General features: G+C 72.7%; 17 protein-coding genes. 11 read left to right on the top strand and 6 right to left on the bottom strand.

Going from position 1 to position 17,497, the window contains the following annotated elements:
• Window positions 1-89: 89 nt before the first annotated feature.
• Window positions 90-878, top strand: a complete 789-nt coding sequence (locus ACJ73U_RS43010) for a carbohydrate ABC transporter permease (protein WP_407783558.1) — start codon at window positions 90-92, stop codon at window positions 876-878.
• Window positions 879-890: 12 nt separating this feature from the next.
• On the opposite strand, the gene ACJ73U_RS43005 is transcribed toward ACJ73U_RS43010, so the two are convergent.
• On the bottom strand, window positions 891-1,409 hold the full coding sequence (locus ACJ73U_RS43005) for an OsmC family protein (RefSeq protein ID WP_407783557.1): 519 nt from the start codon (window positions 1,407-1,409) through the stop codon (window positions 891-893).
• Window positions 1,410-1,604: 195 nt separating this feature from the next.
• On the opposite strand from ACJ73U_RS43005, the gene ACJ73U_RS43000 reads away from it, so the two are divergent.
• From ACJ73U_RS43000 to ACJ73U_RS42965, 8 genes are all read left to right on the top strand, one after another.
• Window positions 1,605-2,615: a LacI family DNA-binding transcriptional regulator gene (locus tag ACJ73U_RS43000; RefSeq protein ID WP_407783556.1), complete on the top strand. Its 1,011-nt coding sequence runs from the start codon at window positions 1,605-1,607 to the stop codon at window positions 2,613-2,615.
• Window positions 2,616-2,680: 65 nt separating this feature from the next.
• Complete coding sequence (locus ACJ73U_RS42995) at window positions 2,681-3,979, top strand: extracellular solute-binding protein (protein ID WP_407783555.1); 1,299 nt, start codon at window positions 2,681-2,683, stop codon at window positions 3,977-3,979.
• A gap of 20 nt (window positions 3,980-3,999) precedes the next feature.
• Entirely contained in the window at window positions 4,000-4,956 is a 957-nt protein-coding gene (locus ACJ73U_RS42990) for a carbohydrate ABC transporter permease (RefSeq protein ID WP_407783554.1), read from the top strand.
• Between the two features lies 1 nt (window position 4,957).
• Window positions 4,958-5,845: a carbohydrate ABC transporter permease gene (locus ACJ73U_RS42985; protein WP_407783553.1), complete on the top strand. Its 888-nt coding sequence runs from the start codon at window positions 4,958-4,960 to the stop codon at window positions 5,843-5,845.
• Complete coding sequence (locus ACJ73U_RS42980; protein WP_407783552.1) at window positions 5,842-7,362, top strand: alpha-N-arabinofuranosidase; 1,521 nt, start codon at window positions 5,842-5,844, stop codon at window positions 7,360-7,362. Before ACJ73U_RS42985 ends, ACJ73U_RS42980 begins: the two co-directional genes overlap by 4 nt.
• A gap of 65 nt (window positions 7,363-7,427) precedes the next feature.
• The gene (locus ACJ73U_RS42975) at window positions 7,428-8,288 is read left to right on the top strand and encodes an NAD(+)/NADH kinase (protein ID WP_407783551.1); all 861 of its coding nucleotides are present in this window, start codon (window positions 7,428-7,430) and stop codon (window positions 8,286-8,288) included.
• Between the two features lie 88 nt (window positions 8,289-8,376).
• Complete coding sequence (locus tag ACJ73U_RS42970) at window positions 8,377-8,745, top strand: YrdB family protein (protein ID WP_407783550.1); 369 nt, start codon at window positions 8,377-8,379, stop codon at window positions 8,743-8,745.
• A gap of 69 nt (window positions 8,746-8,814) precedes the next feature.
• Window positions 8,815-9,618: an MBL fold metallo-hydrolase gene (locus ACJ73U_RS42965; RefSeq protein WP_407783549.1), complete on the top strand. Its 804-nt coding sequence runs from the start codon at window positions 8,815-8,817 to the stop codon at window positions 9,616-9,618.
• A gap of 3 nt (window positions 9,619-9,621) precedes the next feature.
• Here ACJ73U_RS42965 and ACJ73U_RS42960 read toward each other — a convergent pair whose 3' ends face one another.
• The 4 genes from ACJ73U_RS42960 to ACJ73U_RS42945 all read right to left on the bottom strand — a co-directional run bounded on the left by ACJ73U_RS42960 (window position 9,622) and on the right by ACJ73U_RS42945 (window position 12,591).
• Entirely contained in the window at window positions 9,622-10,434 is an 813-nt protein-coding gene (locus ACJ73U_RS42960; RefSeq protein WP_407783548.1) for an ANTAR domain-containing protein, read from the bottom strand.
• 107 nt (window positions 10,435-10,541) lie between these two features.
• Entirely contained in the window at window positions 10,542-11,246 is a 705-nt protein-coding gene (locus ACJ73U_RS42955) for a DUF3618 domain-containing protein (protein WP_407783547.1), read from the bottom strand.
• Window positions 11,243-11,764: a phage holin family protein gene (locus tag ACJ73U_RS42950; RefSeq protein WP_407783546.1), complete on the bottom strand. Its 522-nt coding sequence runs from the start codon at window positions 11,762-11,764 to the stop codon at window positions 11,243-11,245. The genes ACJ73U_RS42955 and ACJ73U_RS42950 overlap by 4 nt, the downstream gene beginning before the upstream one ends.
• Complete coding sequence (locus tag ACJ73U_RS42945) at window positions 11,761-12,591, bottom strand: hypothetical protein (protein WP_407783545.1); 831 nt, start codon at window positions 12,589-12,591, stop codon at window positions 11,761-11,763. Before ACJ73U_RS42945 ends, ACJ73U_RS42950 begins: the two co-directional genes overlap by 4 nt.
• A 108-nt stretch (window positions 12,592-12,699) precedes the next feature.
• On the opposite strand from ACJ73U_RS42945, the gene ACJ73U_RS42940 reads away from it, so the two are divergent.
• The gene (locus tag ACJ73U_RS42940) at window positions 12,700-14,349 is read left to right on the top strand and encodes a RecQ family ATP-dependent DNA helicase (protein ID WP_407783544.1); all 1,650 of its coding nucleotides are present in this window, start codon (window positions 12,700-12,702) and stop codon (window positions 14,347-14,349) included.
• 39 nt (window positions 14,350-14,388) lie between these two features.
• Here ACJ73U_RS42940 and ACJ73U_RS42935 read toward each other — a convergent pair whose 3' ends face one another.
• Complete coding sequence (locus ACJ73U_RS42935; protein ID WP_407783543.1) at window positions 14,389-15,921, bottom strand: carboxylesterase/lipase family protein; 1,533 nt, start codon at window positions 15,919-15,921, stop codon at window positions 14,389-14,391.
• A 132-nt stretch (window positions 15,922-16,053) separates the two neighbouring features.
• Between ACJ73U_RS42935 and ACJ73U_RS42930 the strand changes: the two genes are divergently transcribed.
• Entirely contained in the window at window positions 16,054-17,328 is a 1,275-nt protein-coding gene (locus ACJ73U_RS42930; protein WP_407783542.1) for an AI-2E family transporter, read from the top strand.
• The last annotated feature ends 169 nt before the right edge of the window (window positions 17,329-17,497 follow it).

The following is a 17,497-nucleotide window of genomic DNA, read 5'->3' as shown; positions in this document are numbered from 1 at the left end:
CGGGGGAGCGCGGGCGCGGTCGTGCTGGCGCTGGTGATCGCACTCGTGACCCTGTTGTCCGGCAGGGTGTACCGGCGGAGGCCCTCGTGATCCCACCCGTGGGCCACCGCCGCGCGCCGGTGTTGCGCTGGCTGGCGTTGCTCGTCGCGGCCGTGCTGTTCCTGCTGCCGTTCTTCGCGTTGGTGCGGGACGGCCTCGCCGCCGGCTGGTCCACGGTCACCGACCTGTTCTCCGACATGGAGATCCCGTTCGCGCGGAGCCTGCTGAACTCGACGGTCGTGGCGGTGCTGCAGACCGCCGGGCAGTTGCTGCTGTGCTCGCTCGCGGGTTACGGCCTCGCCCGGGTTCCCTACCGGCACGCGGGCAGGGTGCTGGCCGCGGTGGTGGCGACGCTGATGGTGCCCACCGCGGTGACGTTCGTGCCGAGCTTCGTCGTGGTGTCGAGCCTGGGCTGGCTGTCGGACCTGCGCGGGCTGGTGGTGCCGGGGTTGTTCAGCGCGCTGAACGTGTTCCTGTTCCGGCAGTACTTCCTGGACTTCCCCCAGGCGCTGGAGGAGGCGGGCAGGATCGACGGGCTGAGCCGGTGGGGCGTCTACTGGCGCATCGTGGTGCCCAACTCCCTGGGGTTCGCCGCGGCGATCGCGGTCATCGACTTCATCGGCAGCTGGAACCAGTTCCTGTGGCCGCTGATCATCGCGCAGGACTCGTCGACGTGGACCGTCCAGGTGGCGCTGTCGAGCCTGCTGACGGCCCAGAACCCGAGGGTGACGCTGCTGTTCGCCGGCGCGGCGGTGTCGATCCTGCCGATCGTGGGAGTGTTCGTGGTCCTGCAGCGCTACCTGGTCCGCGGCGTCGCCGAGACGGGCCTCACGGGCTGAGGAAGCGCGGCGTCAGACCAGGTCGACCGTGACGGGGACGGCGGCGCCGAGGGTGTGGCCGACCGGCGACGACGCGATGACCTTGGCGTGCAGGGCCTCGAGGTCGGCACGCGGGGCGGGGGAGCTGATCCTGACCGCCGCGGTGATCGACTCGAAGCCCGCGTGGCCTTCCGCCAGGCCGAGGAAGACCCGCAGGTCGATGTCGCCCTTGACGTCGACGGTCAGCTCGTCGAGCCGGATACCGGCCACCGACGCGTTCGCGGCGTAGCCGACCGCCAGGCAGTTGCCCAATGCGGACAGCAGTTGCTCCACCGGGTTCGGGGCGGTGTCGCCGCCGCCGAGGCCCGAGGGCTCGTCGGAGGGGGTGGGAGCGAAGCCGCGGACACGGGCGTCCGACTGGAACCCACCGGTCCAGGTGACGTGGGCGGCCCAGGTCGTGTCCGCCTTCTTCGGGTCCTCCTGGATCGCGGTGACCAACGCGCCGACAGCGGCCAGGTCGACGTTGTTCAGCGTGCCTGTTTCGACGGTCATGGTTGCTCCTTCGCCGGGGCTGACTCCGGCCTCCAGCCTGCTTCCTCCCGCGACCTGCGGCAACGGCTTCCACGGTGTGGAACCGCGCTTGCTCCCTTCGGGACGATCCGTCGATACCGACGGACCGTCTTGACGCGCGGCGCCGATCGGGGTCAGAGTTAGGCGAACGTTCGCCTTCGCCGAGGAGGGTGGCCCGTGTACGTGTCGCTCCGGGATGTGGCGGCGCGTTCCGGCGTGAGTTTCCAGACCGCCAGCAAGGTCCTCAACGGTGGCCGGGAGGGTGTGGTCTCGCCCAGCACGCGGGAGCGCATCCTGCGTGCCGCGGCCGAGTTGGGGTACGTGCCCAACGCGATGGCACGGGGACTGGTCCGGCAGGCGTCGGTCACCGTGGGGGTCGTCGCGGACGACTTCTCCGATCTCGCGGTCTCGCAGTTCGTGCTGGCCGCTCAGCGTGCGGCGGCGAGCCGGGGCCACGCCGCCCTGATCAGCAGCGTGCACGCCAACATCGACGCCGGGCTCGCGGTGCGCAAGCTGCTGGAGTACCGGGTCGACGGGATCCTCGTCGCGGCGCCGACCCTGGAGGACGACCCCGCGCTGGGTGCCGCGCTGCGTGGACCCCTGCCCGTGGTGAGCATCAACCGGGTCACCGGCGCCACCGTGCCGACGATCGGGTCCGACCACACCGTCACCGGCACGCTGGCCGCCGAACACCTGCTCGAGCTCGGGCACCGGCGGATCGGCACGGTCACCGGCACGCGCACGCGGCAGGTCGTGCGGGCCCGCATGCGCGGGTTCCGGGCGGCGCTGCGCGCGGCCGACGTGGAGCTGCCCGAACGGCGGATCGTCGAGGCGGACTGGACCTCCGAGGGCGGCTGGGCCGCGACCCACCGCCTGCTGGACGCCGACCCGACCATCACCGCCGTCTTCGTGCACAACGACACGATGGCCGTCGGCGCGTTGAAGGCGTTGCACGAGAGCGGGCGGCGGCTGCCCGCCGACTGCTCGGTCGTCGGCTGCGACGACCTGTCCTTCGCCGGCTACCTCGTGCCGCCGCTGACCACCGTGCGCATCCCGTTCCAGGAGACCGGCGAGCGCGCCGCGACCCTGCTCGTGGACCGCATCGGCGGCAAGGAGATACCCCAGCGCGACCTGTTGCCCGTCGAGCTGATCGTCCGCGAGTCGACGAGCCCCCCAGGCTCACGTTAGGACGGTGGAGAATGAACGGTCCCCCCGCACAACCATCTCCCAGGAATGCCCTTACCCGACGCGGCGTGCTCCGGGCCGGCCTGCTGGGCGCCGCCGCGCTCACCACCGCCGGCTGCGCCTCCGTCGGCGCCGGGCTGGTCGACGCGCGGCCGAGCGCCGACACGCTGGCGTACTGGAACCTCTTCGGCGGCGGCGACGGTGTCCGCATGACGGACATGGAGGACGGCTACCGCAAGGCCAACCCGGGCATCGACCTGCAGGCCGTGACCCTCGCCTGGGGGAACCCGTACTACACCAAGCTGGCGCTCGCCACCGTCGGCGACCGGCCGCCCGACGTCGCGGTGTCCCACCTGACCAGGATGAAGACGCTCGCGGCGGGCAACCTGTTGCAGGAGCTGGCTCCCGAGGACCTCGAGCGGCACGGCATGAGCGCCGCGAAGTTCAACCGGCGGGCCTGGGAGGCCGGCCTGATCGACGGGAAGATCTACGCCATCCCGATCGACACGCACCCGTTCGTCCTGTTCTACAACACGAAGATCTGCGAGCAGGCCGGCCTGCTCGACTCGTCCGGCAAGCTCGTGCCGATCAAGGGGCAGGACGCGTTCGTCGACGCGCTCACCAGGATCAAGCAGGTCACCGGCAAGTACGGCGCCACGCACGGCATCAACTCCGACACCGCCACGCCCTGGCGGCTGTTCCAGACCCTGTACGCCCAGCTCGGCGGTGAGGTGCTGGCCGACGACGGCACCCGGGTCGTGCTCGACGACGCCAAGGCGAAGCAGGTGCTCGACTACCTCCGGTTGCTCACCGTCGAGAAGGGACTGATGCCCGGCAGCATCGACTACCAGGGCGCGATCGCGTTGTTCGCCAGCGGCGCGGCCGGGTTCCACCTCAACGGCGAGTGGGAGATCTCCACGTTCCAGACCGCCAAGATGCCGTTCAGCATGACGTTGGTGCCCAACATCTTCGGCGGTCCGTACGCGGTGCAGGCCGACTCGCACACGCTCGTGCTGCCGGTGCGGCCCGACCACGGCCGGGAACGGCTCGACCTCGCGCTCGGCTTCGTGCGCTCGATGCTCGACCAGAGCCTCACCTGGGCCAAGGGCGGTCACGTGCCGGCGTGGCGGCCGTTCACGACCAGCGGCGCCTACCGGGAGCTGACCCCGCAGTCGGAGTACGCGGCCGCCGCGGACGCCGCCGTCTACGACCCGCCGGCCTGGTACTCCGGCTCCGGCTCGAACTTCGAGAACGTGATGGGCGGTGCCGTCGGCGCCGTCGAGGCCGGCGGCATGTCGGCCGACGCCGCGATCGCGCAGATCCGCGCGAAGCTGTCCCAGCTGGCCCGGACCACGCCCCCGGTGTGAGAAGTCAGAGGAGGTTGGCCGTGGCCACGACCATCGAACCGCCCACCGTCCGCACCCCACCACCCCCGACCCACCCGGTGGCGCGCACCCGGCGCGAGGCCCGGCCGCAGGGGCACGGGCGCCCCGCGCTGCTGTTCCTGGCGCCGTTCCTCGTCCTGTACACGCTGTTCATCGTCGGGCCGGCGCTCTACGGCGTGGTCATGAGCTTCTTCGACACCAGCATGGTGTCCACCGGGCTCGGCACGTTCGCCGGCTTCGGCAACTACGCCGAGGCGCTCACCAGCGGCGACTTCTGGTCCTCCCTGTGGCACACCGCCTGGTTCACGATCCTCACCACGCCGCCGCTCATCGTGCTCGCGCTCGTGTTCGCACTGCTCGCCGAGCGGGCCCGCCGGGCGCGGTGGTTCTTCCGGCTGGCGTTCTTCCTGCCCTACATCCTGCCCTCGGCCGTCGTCGCGCTCATCTGGATCTGGATGTACACGCCCGCGCTCGGCCTGCTCAGCCGCACGATGACCGCGCTCGGCTTCGCCGAGCCCAACTGGCTCGGCGACCCGGACATCGCGATGGTGTCGCTGGCCGTCACCACCGTGTGGTGGACGCTGGGCTTCAACTTCGTGCTCTACCTCGCGGGCCTGCAGGACATCCCGCGCGACCTGTACGAGGCGTCGGCCATCGACGGGGCCGGACCGTGGCAGCAGATCCGGCTGATCACGGTGCCGCTGCTCGCCCGCACCACCACGCTCGTCGTGGTGCTGCAGATCATCGCCTCGATGAAGGTGTTCGACCAGATGTACATCATGACCCAGGGCGGCCCGAACTCTGCCACGCGCTCGCTCCTGGAGTACGTCTTCGACGTCGGGTTCACCGACTTCCGCAGCGGCTACGCCGCGGCCGCCTCCACGCTGTTCTTCCTCGTGGTGCTCGCGGTGTCGACCGTGTGGGTCGTGCTGACCCGCCGCCAGGAACCGGAGATGTGACATGGCCACACTCGCCTACGACGCGCGGCCGCTGACCACCGCGGAGGCGCAGCGCTTCGCCACCTCCGCCGACCGCCGCACCCGCCTGTTCAACCGGTGCTGCGCCGGGGTGCTCGTCGCGTTCGCGATCCTCTGGCTGGTGCCGCTGGCCTGGGCACTCGACACCGCGCTCAAACCCAACGGCGACACCACGAACCCGACCTGGGCCATCACCCACCCGACCCTCGGGTCGTTCCGGACGCTGCTCGCCGAGGGCGACATGGTCAGCTGGTACGCGGCGAGCTTCATCACCTCGGCGCTGACCGCGGCCGGCACGGTCCTCACCGCGAGCCTGGCCGCCTACGCGTTGTCGCGCCTGCGGTTCCGGTTCCGCTGGCTGGTGTTCTGGGCCATCCTCATCGGCATCATGATCCCCAGCCAGGTGCTGATCGTGCCGCGGTTCCGGGAGCTGGGCAATGTCAACCTGCTGAACACGTACTGGGCGGTGATCCTGCCGCAGATCCCCATCGCGATCGCGGTGTTCGTGTTCAAGCAGTTCTTCGACGGGATCCCGAAGGACCTCGACGAGGCGGCACGCATCGACGGGGCCGGGTTCTTCCGCACCTACCGGCAGGTCGTCATGCCGCTGGCGCGGCCGGCGGTGTCCGCGGTGACGATCTTCAGCTTCGTCTGGACGTGGAACGACCTGCTGTGGCCGCTGCTGGCGCTGTCCAACCCGAAGATCATGACGATCCCGGTCGGACTCGCGACCGTGCAGGGCACCTACGGGATCCGCTACGCCGACACGATGGCCTCGGCCATCCTCGGCGCCCTGCCGCTGGTGCTGGTGTTCCTGCTCTTCCAGCGCCGCATCGTCGAAGGCATCGCCGGCACCGGCCTGAAGGGATGACTCCATTGCAGCACGCCGCCCTGACCCTCGACCCCGCGTTCGCCATCGCCGAGGTCGACCCGCGCCTCTACGGGTCGTTCGTCGAGCACATGGGCCGGTGCGTCTACACCGGGATCTACGAGCCGGACCACGACAGCGCCGACGGCGAGGGGTTCCGGGGCGACGTCGCCGAGCTGGTGCGCGAGCTGTCCGTGCCGGTCCTGCGGTACCCGGGCGGGAACTTCGTGTCCGGCTACACCTGGGAGGACGGCATCGGGCCCCGCGAGGACCGGCCGACCCGGCTCGACCTCGCCTGGAAGTCGCTGGAGCCCAACCAGGTGGGCGTGGACGAGTTCACCACGTGGGCCCGCCGGATGGGCAGCGAGCCGATGATGGCGGTGAACCTCGGCACCCGGGGCATCGACGCCGCACGCAACCTCGTCGAGTACGCCAACCACCCGGGCGGCACCCACTGGTCGGACCTGCGGCGGCGCAACGGGGTCGCCGAGCCCCACGGGATCAGGCTCTGGTGCCTGGGCAACGAGATGGACGGGCCGTGGCAGATCGGCCACAAGACCGCGGCGGAGTACGCGCGGCTCGCGGCCGAGACGGCGAAGGCCATGCGCCGGGTCGACCCGTCGATCGAGCTGGTCGTGTGCGGCAGCTCCCACCAGCGGATGCCGACGTTCGGCGACTGGGAGGCGACCGTGCTGCGGGAGACCTACGACCTGGTCGACTATGTCTCCCTGCACAGCTACTACGAGCAGCGCGGCGCCGACCGGGGCAGCTTCCTGGCCAGCGGCGCCAACATGGACCGGTTCATCGAGTCGGTGGTCGCCACCTGTGACCACGTGCGCGGGGCGGGGCAGCACAGCAAGCGCCTCAACCTGGCCTTCGACGAGTGGAACGTCTGGTACCAGGCGCGGTTTCCCGGCGAGGACAACCTGGACTGGGCGCGGCGTCCTCGGCTCATCGAGGACGAGTACTCGGTGGTCGACGCGGTCGTCGTCGGCAGCCTGCTGATCTCGCTGCTGCGCCACGCCGACCGGGTGAAGATCGCCTGCCTCGCCCAGCTCGTGAACGTGATCGCGCCGATCCGGTCCGAGCCGGGCGGGCCGGCGTGGCGGCAGACCACCTTCCACCCGTTCGCGCTGACGTCCCGGCACGGGCGGGGCAGCGTGCTGCGGGTCGAGCCGACCGGGCCGACGTACGAGACGTCGTGGATGGGGGAGGTGCCCGTCGTCACCGCCACGGCCGTGCGGGACCCCGAGTCGGGCGCGGTCACGCTGTTCGCGGTCAACCGCTCGCAGGACTCGCAGGTCGCCCTCGACGTGGACGTGCGGGCGCTGCCGGAGCTGGCGGTCGGCTCGCACCTGGCGCTGTTCGACTCCGATCCCGAGGCGACGAACACCGCCGACCATCCCGACCGGGTGACGCCGAGGCGGCTCGCCGACGTGAAGACCGCCGACGGGACGGTGACGGCCGTGTTGCCGGCGCTGTCGTGGAACATGGTCCGGCTGGGCAGCGCGCAGGGGTGATCGCGCGGTCGGGCACCGGTGCGGGCAGACTCCTGTCATGACCTCAACGGACGAAGGCCGCTGACATGCACTCGGCCGGCATTGTGCTGCACCCGCGGCGCGACTCGGAGGCGGCGGTCACGGCGATGCTCGACTGGGCGGCCAACCGGGGGATCGAGATACTCGGGATCGCGGACGAGATCCAGCGGCTGAACTGCGCGGCGGTGGGTGTGACGGCCGCCGAGCTGGCCCGCCGCTCGGACCTGCTGGTCAGCCTCGGCGGGGACGGGACCATGCTGCGCGCGATGCGGCTGGTGGACGGGCAGCGGGCGCCCGTGCTCGGGGTGAACCTGGGCAAGCTGGGCTTCCTGGCCGAGGTGGACGTGCCCGACCTGCCCGCCGCGCTCTCGGCCATCGACGACCACCAGTTCACCGTCGAGCCCCGGCTGGCCGTCGACGCGGTCATCGGCGGGCAGACCGCGACCGCGTTCAACGACGTCGCCGTGGTGCGGGTGCCCGGGGACGGCAGCGCGGTGGTCGCGGTCCGGGTCTCCGGGCACGAGTTCGTCAGCTACGCCGCCGACGCGGTCATCGTCGCCACGCCGACCGGGTCCACGGCGTACAGCTTCTCGGCTGGCGGGCCGATCACCAGCCCGGCCGTCGAGGCCCTGCTCGTGACGCCCGCCGCGCCGCACTCCGCGTACAGCCGCGGCGTGGTGCTGTCGGTGCACGACACGGTGGAGCTGGACATCCTGCCGACCAGCGGCCGGTTGGCCGTCGAGGTGGACGGGGAGGTCCGCGGCTACGTCGAGCCGGGGAACCGGATCGAGCTGCGGGGGCGGCCGAGTGCCGCCCGGGTGGTTCGGCTGGGCATGACGACCTTCTACCAGCGTGCCCGCCGCAAGCTGCGCCTGACCGACTCGCCGGAGATCCCGGTGACCCCGTGACGGAAAGCGCCGCCATGGCCATCGACGCTCGATGCCACCACGCCGGCCGCCCTGGCACTGCCACCTCGAGCACGACAGGCTCACGCGGGTGAGTTCGGATCGTGCGGGGGAGCTGCGGGGGATCGCCGGGCTCGTGCTGACCTGCCGGTTCCTGACCGAGCTGGCGCTGCTGGCCGGCCTGGCCGTGGCCGGTGCCCGCCTCGGCGACGGGGTGGTCCTCGCCGTCGTCGACGCGGTGCTGCTGCCGCTGGTCGCCGCGGCCCTGTGGGGCCTGTTCATCGCGCCGCGGGCACGCCGGCGGCTGCCGGAACCCGCGCGGTTCACCGTCGAGTTCGTCCTGTTCGCCGGCGCCGGTCTGGTGCTGGCGCTGACCGGGTGGGTGGTGGCGGGCAGCGCACTCGCGGTCGTCGGGATCGGCTTCGCGGCCCTCACCCGGGTCTACGCCGAGGGCGGCTGACCCCGCCGGCATGGGTGCCGGACGCGCGGGTAGTCCGTGGACTCGACACCGCGGGTGAGGAGAACTCGGATGGACAGCTCGGTGACGTTCGTCGGGACGGCCACGACCCTGTTGCGGTTGGGCGGGTTCACCGTGCTGACCGACCCCAACTTCCTGCACCGGGGCCAGTGGTCCTACTTCGGGCAGGGGCTGTTCTCCCGCAGGCGCACCGAACCCGCGATCCAGCCGGGTGACCTCCCGCCCCTGACCGCGGTCCTGCTGTCGCACCTGCACGGCGACCACTTCGACCGGGTGGCGCGCCGCGAGCTCGACCGCGACCTGCCCCTCGTGACGACCGAGCACGCCGCGCGCAAGCTGTCCCGCGCCGGTTTCCGGTCGACCGCCGCGCTGTCCACCTGGGACACCCACGAGTTCACCGACGGCGCGGCGACGCTGCGGGTGACGGCAGTGCCGGCCCGCCACACGGCCGGGCCGCTGAACCTGCTGCTGCCCGAGGTGATGGGAAGTGTCCTGGAGTACCGCGCCACCGCGGCCGCCGAGCCGCTGCGGATCTACGTCAGCGGCGACACGGTGTACCACGACGACCTGGCGAGCATCCGCGACCGCTTCCCGACGCTGGACCTCGCCCTGCTCCACCTCGGCGGCACGCGTGTGCTGGGCGTGTTGCTGTCCATGGACGACGAGCAGGGCGTCGACCTGCTCGAGCTGCTCGGCCCGACCGCCGCGGTGCCGATCCACTACGACGACTACGGGTTGTTCCACTCGCCGGTCTCGAACTTCCTCGAGGCCGTCGCGCGGCGGCGTCCGGCCGCGGACGTCCACTTCCTGAAGCGGGGCGACACGCTGCCCCTCACCGTGCCGGCCCGGCCGTGACCTTCAGCGGCCGGGCCCGTCGAGCTCGGTGTGGCGGCCCGTGAGGGTGTGCGCCAGCTCCGACAGCGTGATGTCGAGGTCCTGGGAGGTGCGGCGGAGCAGGTCGAACGCCTCCTCGGCGCTGATGCCCCGGCGCTGCATGAGGATGCCCTTGGCCTGCCCGATGACGTCCCTGGTCCGCAGCGCCCGGCGCAGCCGCGCCGCGCGCAGGTCGGCGAGCCGCACGGCCTCGGTGTTGGCCACGGCCAGTGCGGCGTGGGTGGCCAGCAGCAGGGCGCGGTCGCGGGTGGTCTCGTCGCCGAGCCGGTCCGTGCGCAGGGAGTAGATGTTGAGGGCGCCGGACAGGCGGGGCGGGGTGACCTCGGGCAGCAGCGCGGTGGAGAGCACGGAACGGTACCCGCGCTGCGCGGCGATCGGGCCGAACCGCGGCCAGCGCCGCTCGGCGGCCAGGTCGGGGCTGTAGGTGTAGGCGAGACCGGGGCCGCGGGCCGCGTCGAAACAGGGGCCCTGGTCGTAGCGGTACTGGAGGTCGTCCAGCGCCGTCCCCACCGGGTCGGTCTCCACCGGGGTGCGCAGGTGCCCGTCGCTGCCGCGCAGGGTCAGGCTGACCAGGTCGGCGGCGGGGATCACCGCGGAGGTGGCGGCGACCACGTGGGACAGCACGTCGGCCACCGTGTCCGCGGTCAGGAGGAGGCTCGCCAGCCGGGCGAACTGCCGGGCCAGTGGACTGGTCTCCGGGTCACCCGCCGGGTGCGGCGCGCCCGCGGGGCGGGCGACGAACTCGGCCTTGTCCCTGCGCCAGTCCACTTCGTGCATGAAGCTCCATCCCTCGTCGTGGCGAAACCACCGGGTTACCCCACCGGGACACGACAGGAACGCGACTCGGCCAGAAAAGAGCCGAGCCGCGTTCCTGTTGGCGTAGCTCAGGACTCGTGCTGCTGCTGCACCGAGGTCCTGGCCTCCTGCGCACGGCCGGCCACGTCGCTGGCCGCCTGCCTGGCCTCGTCCGCGACGGTGCTCGCCGCGTCCGAGGCGGTGTCCCGGACCGACTCGACGGCCTGCTGGGCGGGTTCGCGCAGGTTGTCCCGCACCTCCTGGGCGAGGTGCTCGGCCACCGGCCTGCCGTACTCCTGCGCCGTGTCCTTCGCCTGCTCGGCGAGGCGCTCCTCGGCCTTGGTGGCCGGCACGAGCGAGGACAGCAGCCAGCCGGCGCCGAACGCGATCAGCCCGGCGGCGAGCGGGTTGCCCTGGGTCTCGCGGCGGATCGCCTGCGGCGCCTCCTGCGCCGCCCGCGCCACCGTGGACGCGGCGGCCTGCGTGCCCTCGGCCACGGACGACGCGGCGGACGACGCCGCGTCACCGACCGACGACGCGGCGGACGAGGCCGCGCCGCCGATCCGGTTGCCGGCGGCGGACATGGTGTCACCGGCCGACGAGGCGCCGCTCTGCGCGGTGCCCATCACGCGGTCGCGCACGGTCGTCAGGGCGTGGCGGGCGCGGTTGACGCGGCGGTGCACGATGCGCCCCGGCGTCACCTTCTCGGCGAGCAGGTCCACATCGGTGCTGAGGCTGCGCTGCGTGCGTTCGATGTCGCGGCGGAGCCGCTCCGGTTCGTTGGGAGTGGTCATGATCTCTCCTCGTGGGGCTTGACGGCGTCCGGGACCTGTTTGAGGGTGTCCACGGTGCGTTCCGGCACGGGGTTGACGGACCGCAGCTGACCGCGGCCGGTGGTGTAGAGCACCGCGGCGATGATCGCCCACACGATCGCGACGATCAGCGCGGAAAGTCCCTCGTCCATGACGTTGGCGAGGGCCCACCAGAGCGCGAAGGACAGGAACAGCAGCACCATGTAGCCGGCGAACCCGGCGCCGCCGAGCATGCCGGCGCCCTTGCCCGCCTTGGTCGCCTCCTGCTTCAGCTCCGCCTTCGCCAGAGCCAGCTCCTGCCGCATCAGCGTGGACAGGTCGCGGGAGACGTTGCCGAGCAGCTGGCCGACCGACACGTCCCCGACGTCGGGCGTGGCCGTGTCACCGGGTGCCGAGTACGGCGGACCACCGGACGCCGGGTACGTCGCACCGGCCGATGCCGGATACGTCGGACCGCCACCCGACGGAGCACCCGGTGCGGGGTACGTCGGACCGGTCATCGGGTCACCGGCCCGGGGTGACCGCCGCCCGGTCCCACCGGCGGCGGTGGCGGCACGGAGTAACCCGGCGACGCCGGAGTCGTGGGGGGCCGGCCCGGCGTCGCCGCCGGTCCGCGGTAGTCACCGGCCACGGACTCGCCCGGCCGGTAGTCACCGGGCACGCCCGTCGGCGGCGGCACCGAGTAGCTCGGCGTCGTCGGCGGGGCGACCGGCTGGCGCGGCGCCGGGCTCGGGTACTGCGTGCTCGACGGGCCCGGGGTGACGCTGTGCCGGCCCGCGGACCCGTTGGGCGAGCCCGAGCCCGAGTCCGAGTCGTCGCTGTTGGCGGCGATCACGCCCCGCGTCAGCCGGCCGACGAGCACGCCGGCCACTGCCGCGCCGGCGAGGAACACGCCGGGCCTGCGGCGCGCGAACGCCCGCACCTCGTCGAGCAGCGCGCCGGGCTCGCGGTCGTCGAGCCAGGTCGCGGCGTCGCGCGTGCGCTCCGCGGCCTGGCGTGCCAGCTCGGGTGCGAGGCCGTTGCCGTCGGTCTTCTCGGCCATCTCGTGCAACTGGTCGGCCAGCGCGTGCAGGCCGCCGGCCGCCTTGCTCTGGCCCTCCTTCGCCTGCGCGTGGAGCTGGTCGCGGCCTTCCCGCAGCAGGTCCCTCGCCTGCCGCGTGGTCTCCGAGGCGACACGCCGCACCTGTTCACCTGCGGTGTCGCTGACCTGTCCGCCGCGTTCGGCCGCGGTCTGCGCCACGGCGGACGCCTCCTGCTTGGCAGCCTCCGGGGTGGACTGGGGTTGTTGTCTGTTCGGCGGGGTGTACCCGCCGGTGGGATCGGTCACCTGAGCCTCCTCCTAGTACGGCGTGGCGGCTCGATTACCCGGTCGCGGACCGCATAACCACTGATCAAGGAGCGGTTTCCGCCTTACCGGACGGGGTATCTGCCGACCGTGACATCTACCCAGCGGGTCCGCGAGCTGCGGCGCGTCGCCGAGCGGAACTTCGGTTGGTCGCGGCTTTCCGACCACCAGCTCGAGGCCATGGAACAGGTGATGGCCGGGCGCGACGTGCTGGCCGTCCTCCCGACCGGCGCGGGAAAGTCCGCGATCTACCAGGTGCCCGCGTTGCTGATCGAGGGCCCGACGCTGGTGGTGTCCCCGCTGATCGCGTTGCAGCACGACCAGATCGACGGGATCGAGGACAGCGGCGTGCGCGAGGACGCCGTGGCCGTGAACTCGAGCCAGCGCGGCGGCGAGCGCAAGCGCGCGTGGGAGGCCGTGCGGCGCGGCGACGCCGAGTTCCTCTTCCTGTCCCCGGAGCAACTCGCCAACGACGAGGTCGTCGACGAGCTGAGCGAGGTCGGGGTGTCGCTGTTCGTCGTGGACGAGGCGCACTGCGTCTCCTCGTGGGGGCACGACTTCCGGCCCGACTACCTGCGCCTCGGCCCGGTGATCGAGCGGCTCGGCCACCCCCGTGTGATCGCGTTGACCGCGACCGCCGCGCTCCCGGTGCGCGAGGACATCGTCGCGCGGCTGGGGCTGCGGGAGCACCGGGAGGTGCTCGCCGGCTTCGACCGGCCGAACCTGCACCTCGCGGTGGAGCGGTTCGCCGACGACCGGGACAAGCGCGGCGCGGTCATCGCCCGGGTCCGCGCCATGACCGCCGACCCCGCGACCCGCCGCGGCCTGGTCTACGTCGCGACCCGCAAGGACACCGAGTTCTACGCGGACGAGCTGGCCCGGCTCGGCGCCCGCGCCGACGCGTACCACGCCGGGATGCGGGCCGCCGACCGCCAGCGGGTGCACGAGCGGTTCATGGCCGACGAGCTGGACGTGGTGGTCGCGACCTCGGCGTTCGGCATGGGCATCGACAAGCCGGACGTGCGGTTCGTCGTGCACGCGTCGGCGCCGGAGTCACTGGACTCCTACTACCAGCAGATCGGGCGTGCGGGCCGGGACGGCGAGCCCGCCTCGACCGTGCTGTTCTACCGCCAGGAGGACCTGAACCTGCAGAAGTTCCTGACCGCCGCCAGGGCGCCGGAGGAGGCGCTGACCGAGGTCGCGCGGGCGCTCGACGCGCACGACGAGCCGGTGCGCCCGGCGCGGCTGGCCGACGAGGTGGACCTCCCCGCCGCCCGGCGCACGCGGGCGGTCAACCTGCTGGAGCAGGCCGGCGTGGTCGCCACGACCGAGAAGGGCGGGCTCGAGTACGTCGACGCCGACCGCTCCCCGGAGGAGGCGGTGGAGCACGCGGTCGAGGTCGCGGAGGCGCACCAGCGGCTCATCCGCTCCCGCATCGACATGATGCGGGGCTACGCCGACACGACCGGCTGCCGCCGCCAGTTCCTGCTCGGCTACTTCGGTGAGGCGCTGCCCGACCCGTGCGGCAACTGCGACAACTGCGACACCGGGCAGGCCACGGCGGCCGCGACGTCGCCGGGGAGCGACCGGTTCCCGCCCAACACCAGGGTGCGGCACGCGGAGTGGGGCGGGGGCGTGGTGATGTCCACCGAGGAGGACCGGCTGACCGTCCTCTTCGACGACATGGGGTACAAGACCCTGTCACTGTCCACAGTGGAGGAACAAGGTCTGCTCGACTAGCCCGCCTCCCGGAATTTCGAAGACCCACGGGACAAGGCCCTAACCCAGCAGGGGGAGCGGTGCGAACTCGTGGTGTCGCCAGAGCAGGCGGGAGGTCTCCTCCGGGTAGGGCATGACCGCGGGTTCCGCGTCGAAGATCCGGGTGAGCCGGGTCTCGCCGTCGAACGCGGGCCAGCCGGGGTCGCCGGTGGTGGCGAACGCGGTCCACGCCGTGCGGAACGCGGCCGACAGCCGCTGGGCCTCGGCCGAGGGTTCCGGACCGATGAGCAGCGGGCCGAGGTCCGCGTCGAGGGTGCCGAACAGCAGGGGGATGTCCAGCCCGTGGCAGGCGCCGAACCGGCCGCCGGCACCCGGGGCCGGCCAGGTCAGCTCGTACAGGTGCGCCCTGCCGCCGCCGGCGACGTGGGACTCGGCGAGGTGGAGGGAGGGCATGCGGAACAGCCAGTCCGACCGCACCCGCTCGTACAGCTCCTCGGCCGAGGCGGCCGGGAACGCCGTCCGGTAGGCCTGTTCGCCGTCCGGTCCCGGGGCGAACAGGCGCAGCGACCGGGTCGCGGCCGCGTCGCTCACCGTGCCGAACTTCCCGGCCATGCCCATGAACAGCCGGAACTCCTCGCGGTTGTGCCCGACGACCAGCTCCACCGCACGGGCCGCGCCACCGGCCAGCGCCCGCCACGGGGTGGTCGGTAGCACCTCGCCGTCCACGACCGGGGCGAAGCAGGTGTCGCCGTCGGCCAGCTGCCCCCAGCGGTCGGCGTACCGGCGCGACGCGGCGCCCACCGCGTCGCCGGCCTCCGCCAGCTCTCGGGGCTCCACAGTGGACAGTTCGGCGATGGTCGGGCGCAGTCCCCGCTGGGCCGCGATGGCGGCGGTCACGTCCGCGGCCAGCTCGGCGGACACGAACGTGCCGGGGACGCTCTGGGCCACGGCGCGGCGGAACAGCCCGGCCGCGGCCGGCATGACGAGCAGCGCGGCCACCGACCCGGCACCCGCCGACTCCCCGAACACCGTGACCCGGTCGGGGTCGCCGCCGAAGGCGGTGATGTTGTCGCGCACCCACTCCAGCGCGGCGACCTGGTCGAGCAGGGCACGGTTGGCGGGCGCCCCGGCGATCGCGGCGAAACCCTCGACGCCCAGCCGGTAGTTGCAGGTGACCACCACCAGCTCGCCGTCCCGGGCGATCCGCCGCGCGTCGTAGCCGGGCTGGGCCGAGGAGCCCAGTTTGTAGGCGCCGCCGTGGATCCACACCATGACCGGGCGCCGCGCGGCCGGGTCCGGCGCCGGCGTCCACACGTTGAGCGTCAGCCAGTCCTCGCGGGTCTCCGGCCGGCCCGGCGCGGCGCCGCCGGCGAGCCGAAACCCCGAGCTCCCCTGCGGTGCGGCCGGCCCGAAGGAGAACGCCTCGCGCACCCCGTCCCAGCGTGGTGCCGGCCGAGGTGCGCCGAACCGCGCCGCGCCGACGGGTGGCGCGGCGAACGGGATGCCGCGGAAGACGGCCAGGCCGCCCTCCCGGCGGCCGCGGACAGCGCCCGCGGCGCTGCGCACCTCGGGTTCGACGGACACCTCGGTCATCGACGGCCCCTTCCTGTCGGGCGAGCGCGGTTACCCCCGATCGTCGCAGACGCGGACCGGTTCCGTCGGCGAGTGCGCGGCACGGGGACACGGACCTGGTTTCCGTGCCGCCCCGCGCGGTATCTCTGTGGGATGGTCAGCGAGCGCCGTGCGGCGCGTGTCATCGTGATCGCGATCCTGCTGGGGCTGGCGACGCTGGTCGTCGTCGAGTTCGTCCTGCGGGTCGAACGGATCCTGGTGTGGTTGCTCATCGCGCTGTTCCTCGGCACGGCGCTGTACCCGACGGTGGGCTGGCTGGAGCGGCGGGGGCGGTGGTGCCCCCGCTGGCTCGCCACACTGGTGGTGTTCGTCGTGGTCCTGGCGGCGATGATCGGGATCCTCACCGCGTTCGCGGTGCCGCTGGCGCACGAGGCCACCCAGCTGGCCGGTCAGCTGCCCGGCATGATCGCCGACGCCCGCGGCGGTCGCGGCCCGATCGGCGACCTGCTGGCACGGACACACGCGCTGGAGTTCGTGCGGCAGAACCAGTCCCGCATCCGGCAGATCGCCACCGGCCTCGGCACCCCGGCACTGCAGCTGGCCCGAGGGTTGGTCACCGGCATCGTCGCGACCGTCACGATCGTCGTGCTGACCTACCTGATCGTGCTCGAGGGCCCGAAGATGACCAGCGGCGGACTCGGGCTGCTGTCCCGGGAGCGGGCGGAGCGCGTGCGCCGCGTCGGGGCCGCGTGCGCCAGGACGGTGACCGGCTACATCAGCGGCAACCTGATCATCAGCGTGATCTGCGGCCTGCTGACCTTCACGGTGCTGCTGATCTTCGGCGTGCCGTTCGCCGCGCTGATCGCGTTGTTCGTCGCGATCGCGGACCTGATCCCGCTCGTCGGCGCCACGCTCGGCGCGATCGTCGCCGCCATCGCGGGGTTCATCCACTCGGTGCCCGCCGGCATCGCCGTGGTCGTGTTCTTCGTGCTGTACCAACAGCTCGAGAACCACCTGCTGCAGCCGGTCGTGTTCGCCCGCACGGTGAAGCTCAACCCGCTGACCGTGCTCGTGTCGATCCTGCTGGCCTCCGAGCTGGCGGGCATCCTCGGTGCGCTGCTGGCCATCCCGGTCGCGGGCATCATCAAGGTCGTCCTCGCCGACCTGTGGGAGCACCGGCCCGGCGCCCCGGCCGCGCGGGGAGCGGAGGAGGCACCATCCGCCGTCCGCGACGGCGACCGTGACGGCAGCAGCCGGGGTGGCAGCGACAGGGCCGACGGTGACCGTCTCGACGACGACCGGGATGGCAGCGACCGGATCGACGGTGACCGCGTCGACGGCACGGAAAGCGACGGCACGGAAAGCGACCGCGCCGTCAGCGGGCCGGCGAAGGCACGCCCCGGCGCGGTCGACGGGGACCTCGGGTAGGAGCGCGGCTCCTGGCCCTCGCTCGGTCCGCCCTCCCTCCGTCCGCTGCTCGGCGCTCGCTTGGTCCGGTGCCGTCGGTCCGGTCGCTCGGTCCGGCTGCCTCGGTCGGGCTGCCTCGGTCGGGCTGCCTCGGTCGGGCTGCCTCGGTCGGGCTGCCTCGGTCGGGCTG

This window comes from Actinophytocola sp., assembly GCF_045807065.1.
Lineage (GTDB): Bacteria > Actinomycetota > Actinomycetes > Mycobacteriales > Pseudonocardiaceae > Actinophytocola.
Note: the sequence above shows the minus strand (reverse complement) of the source record. Positions and strands in the feature narration are given on the sequence as shown.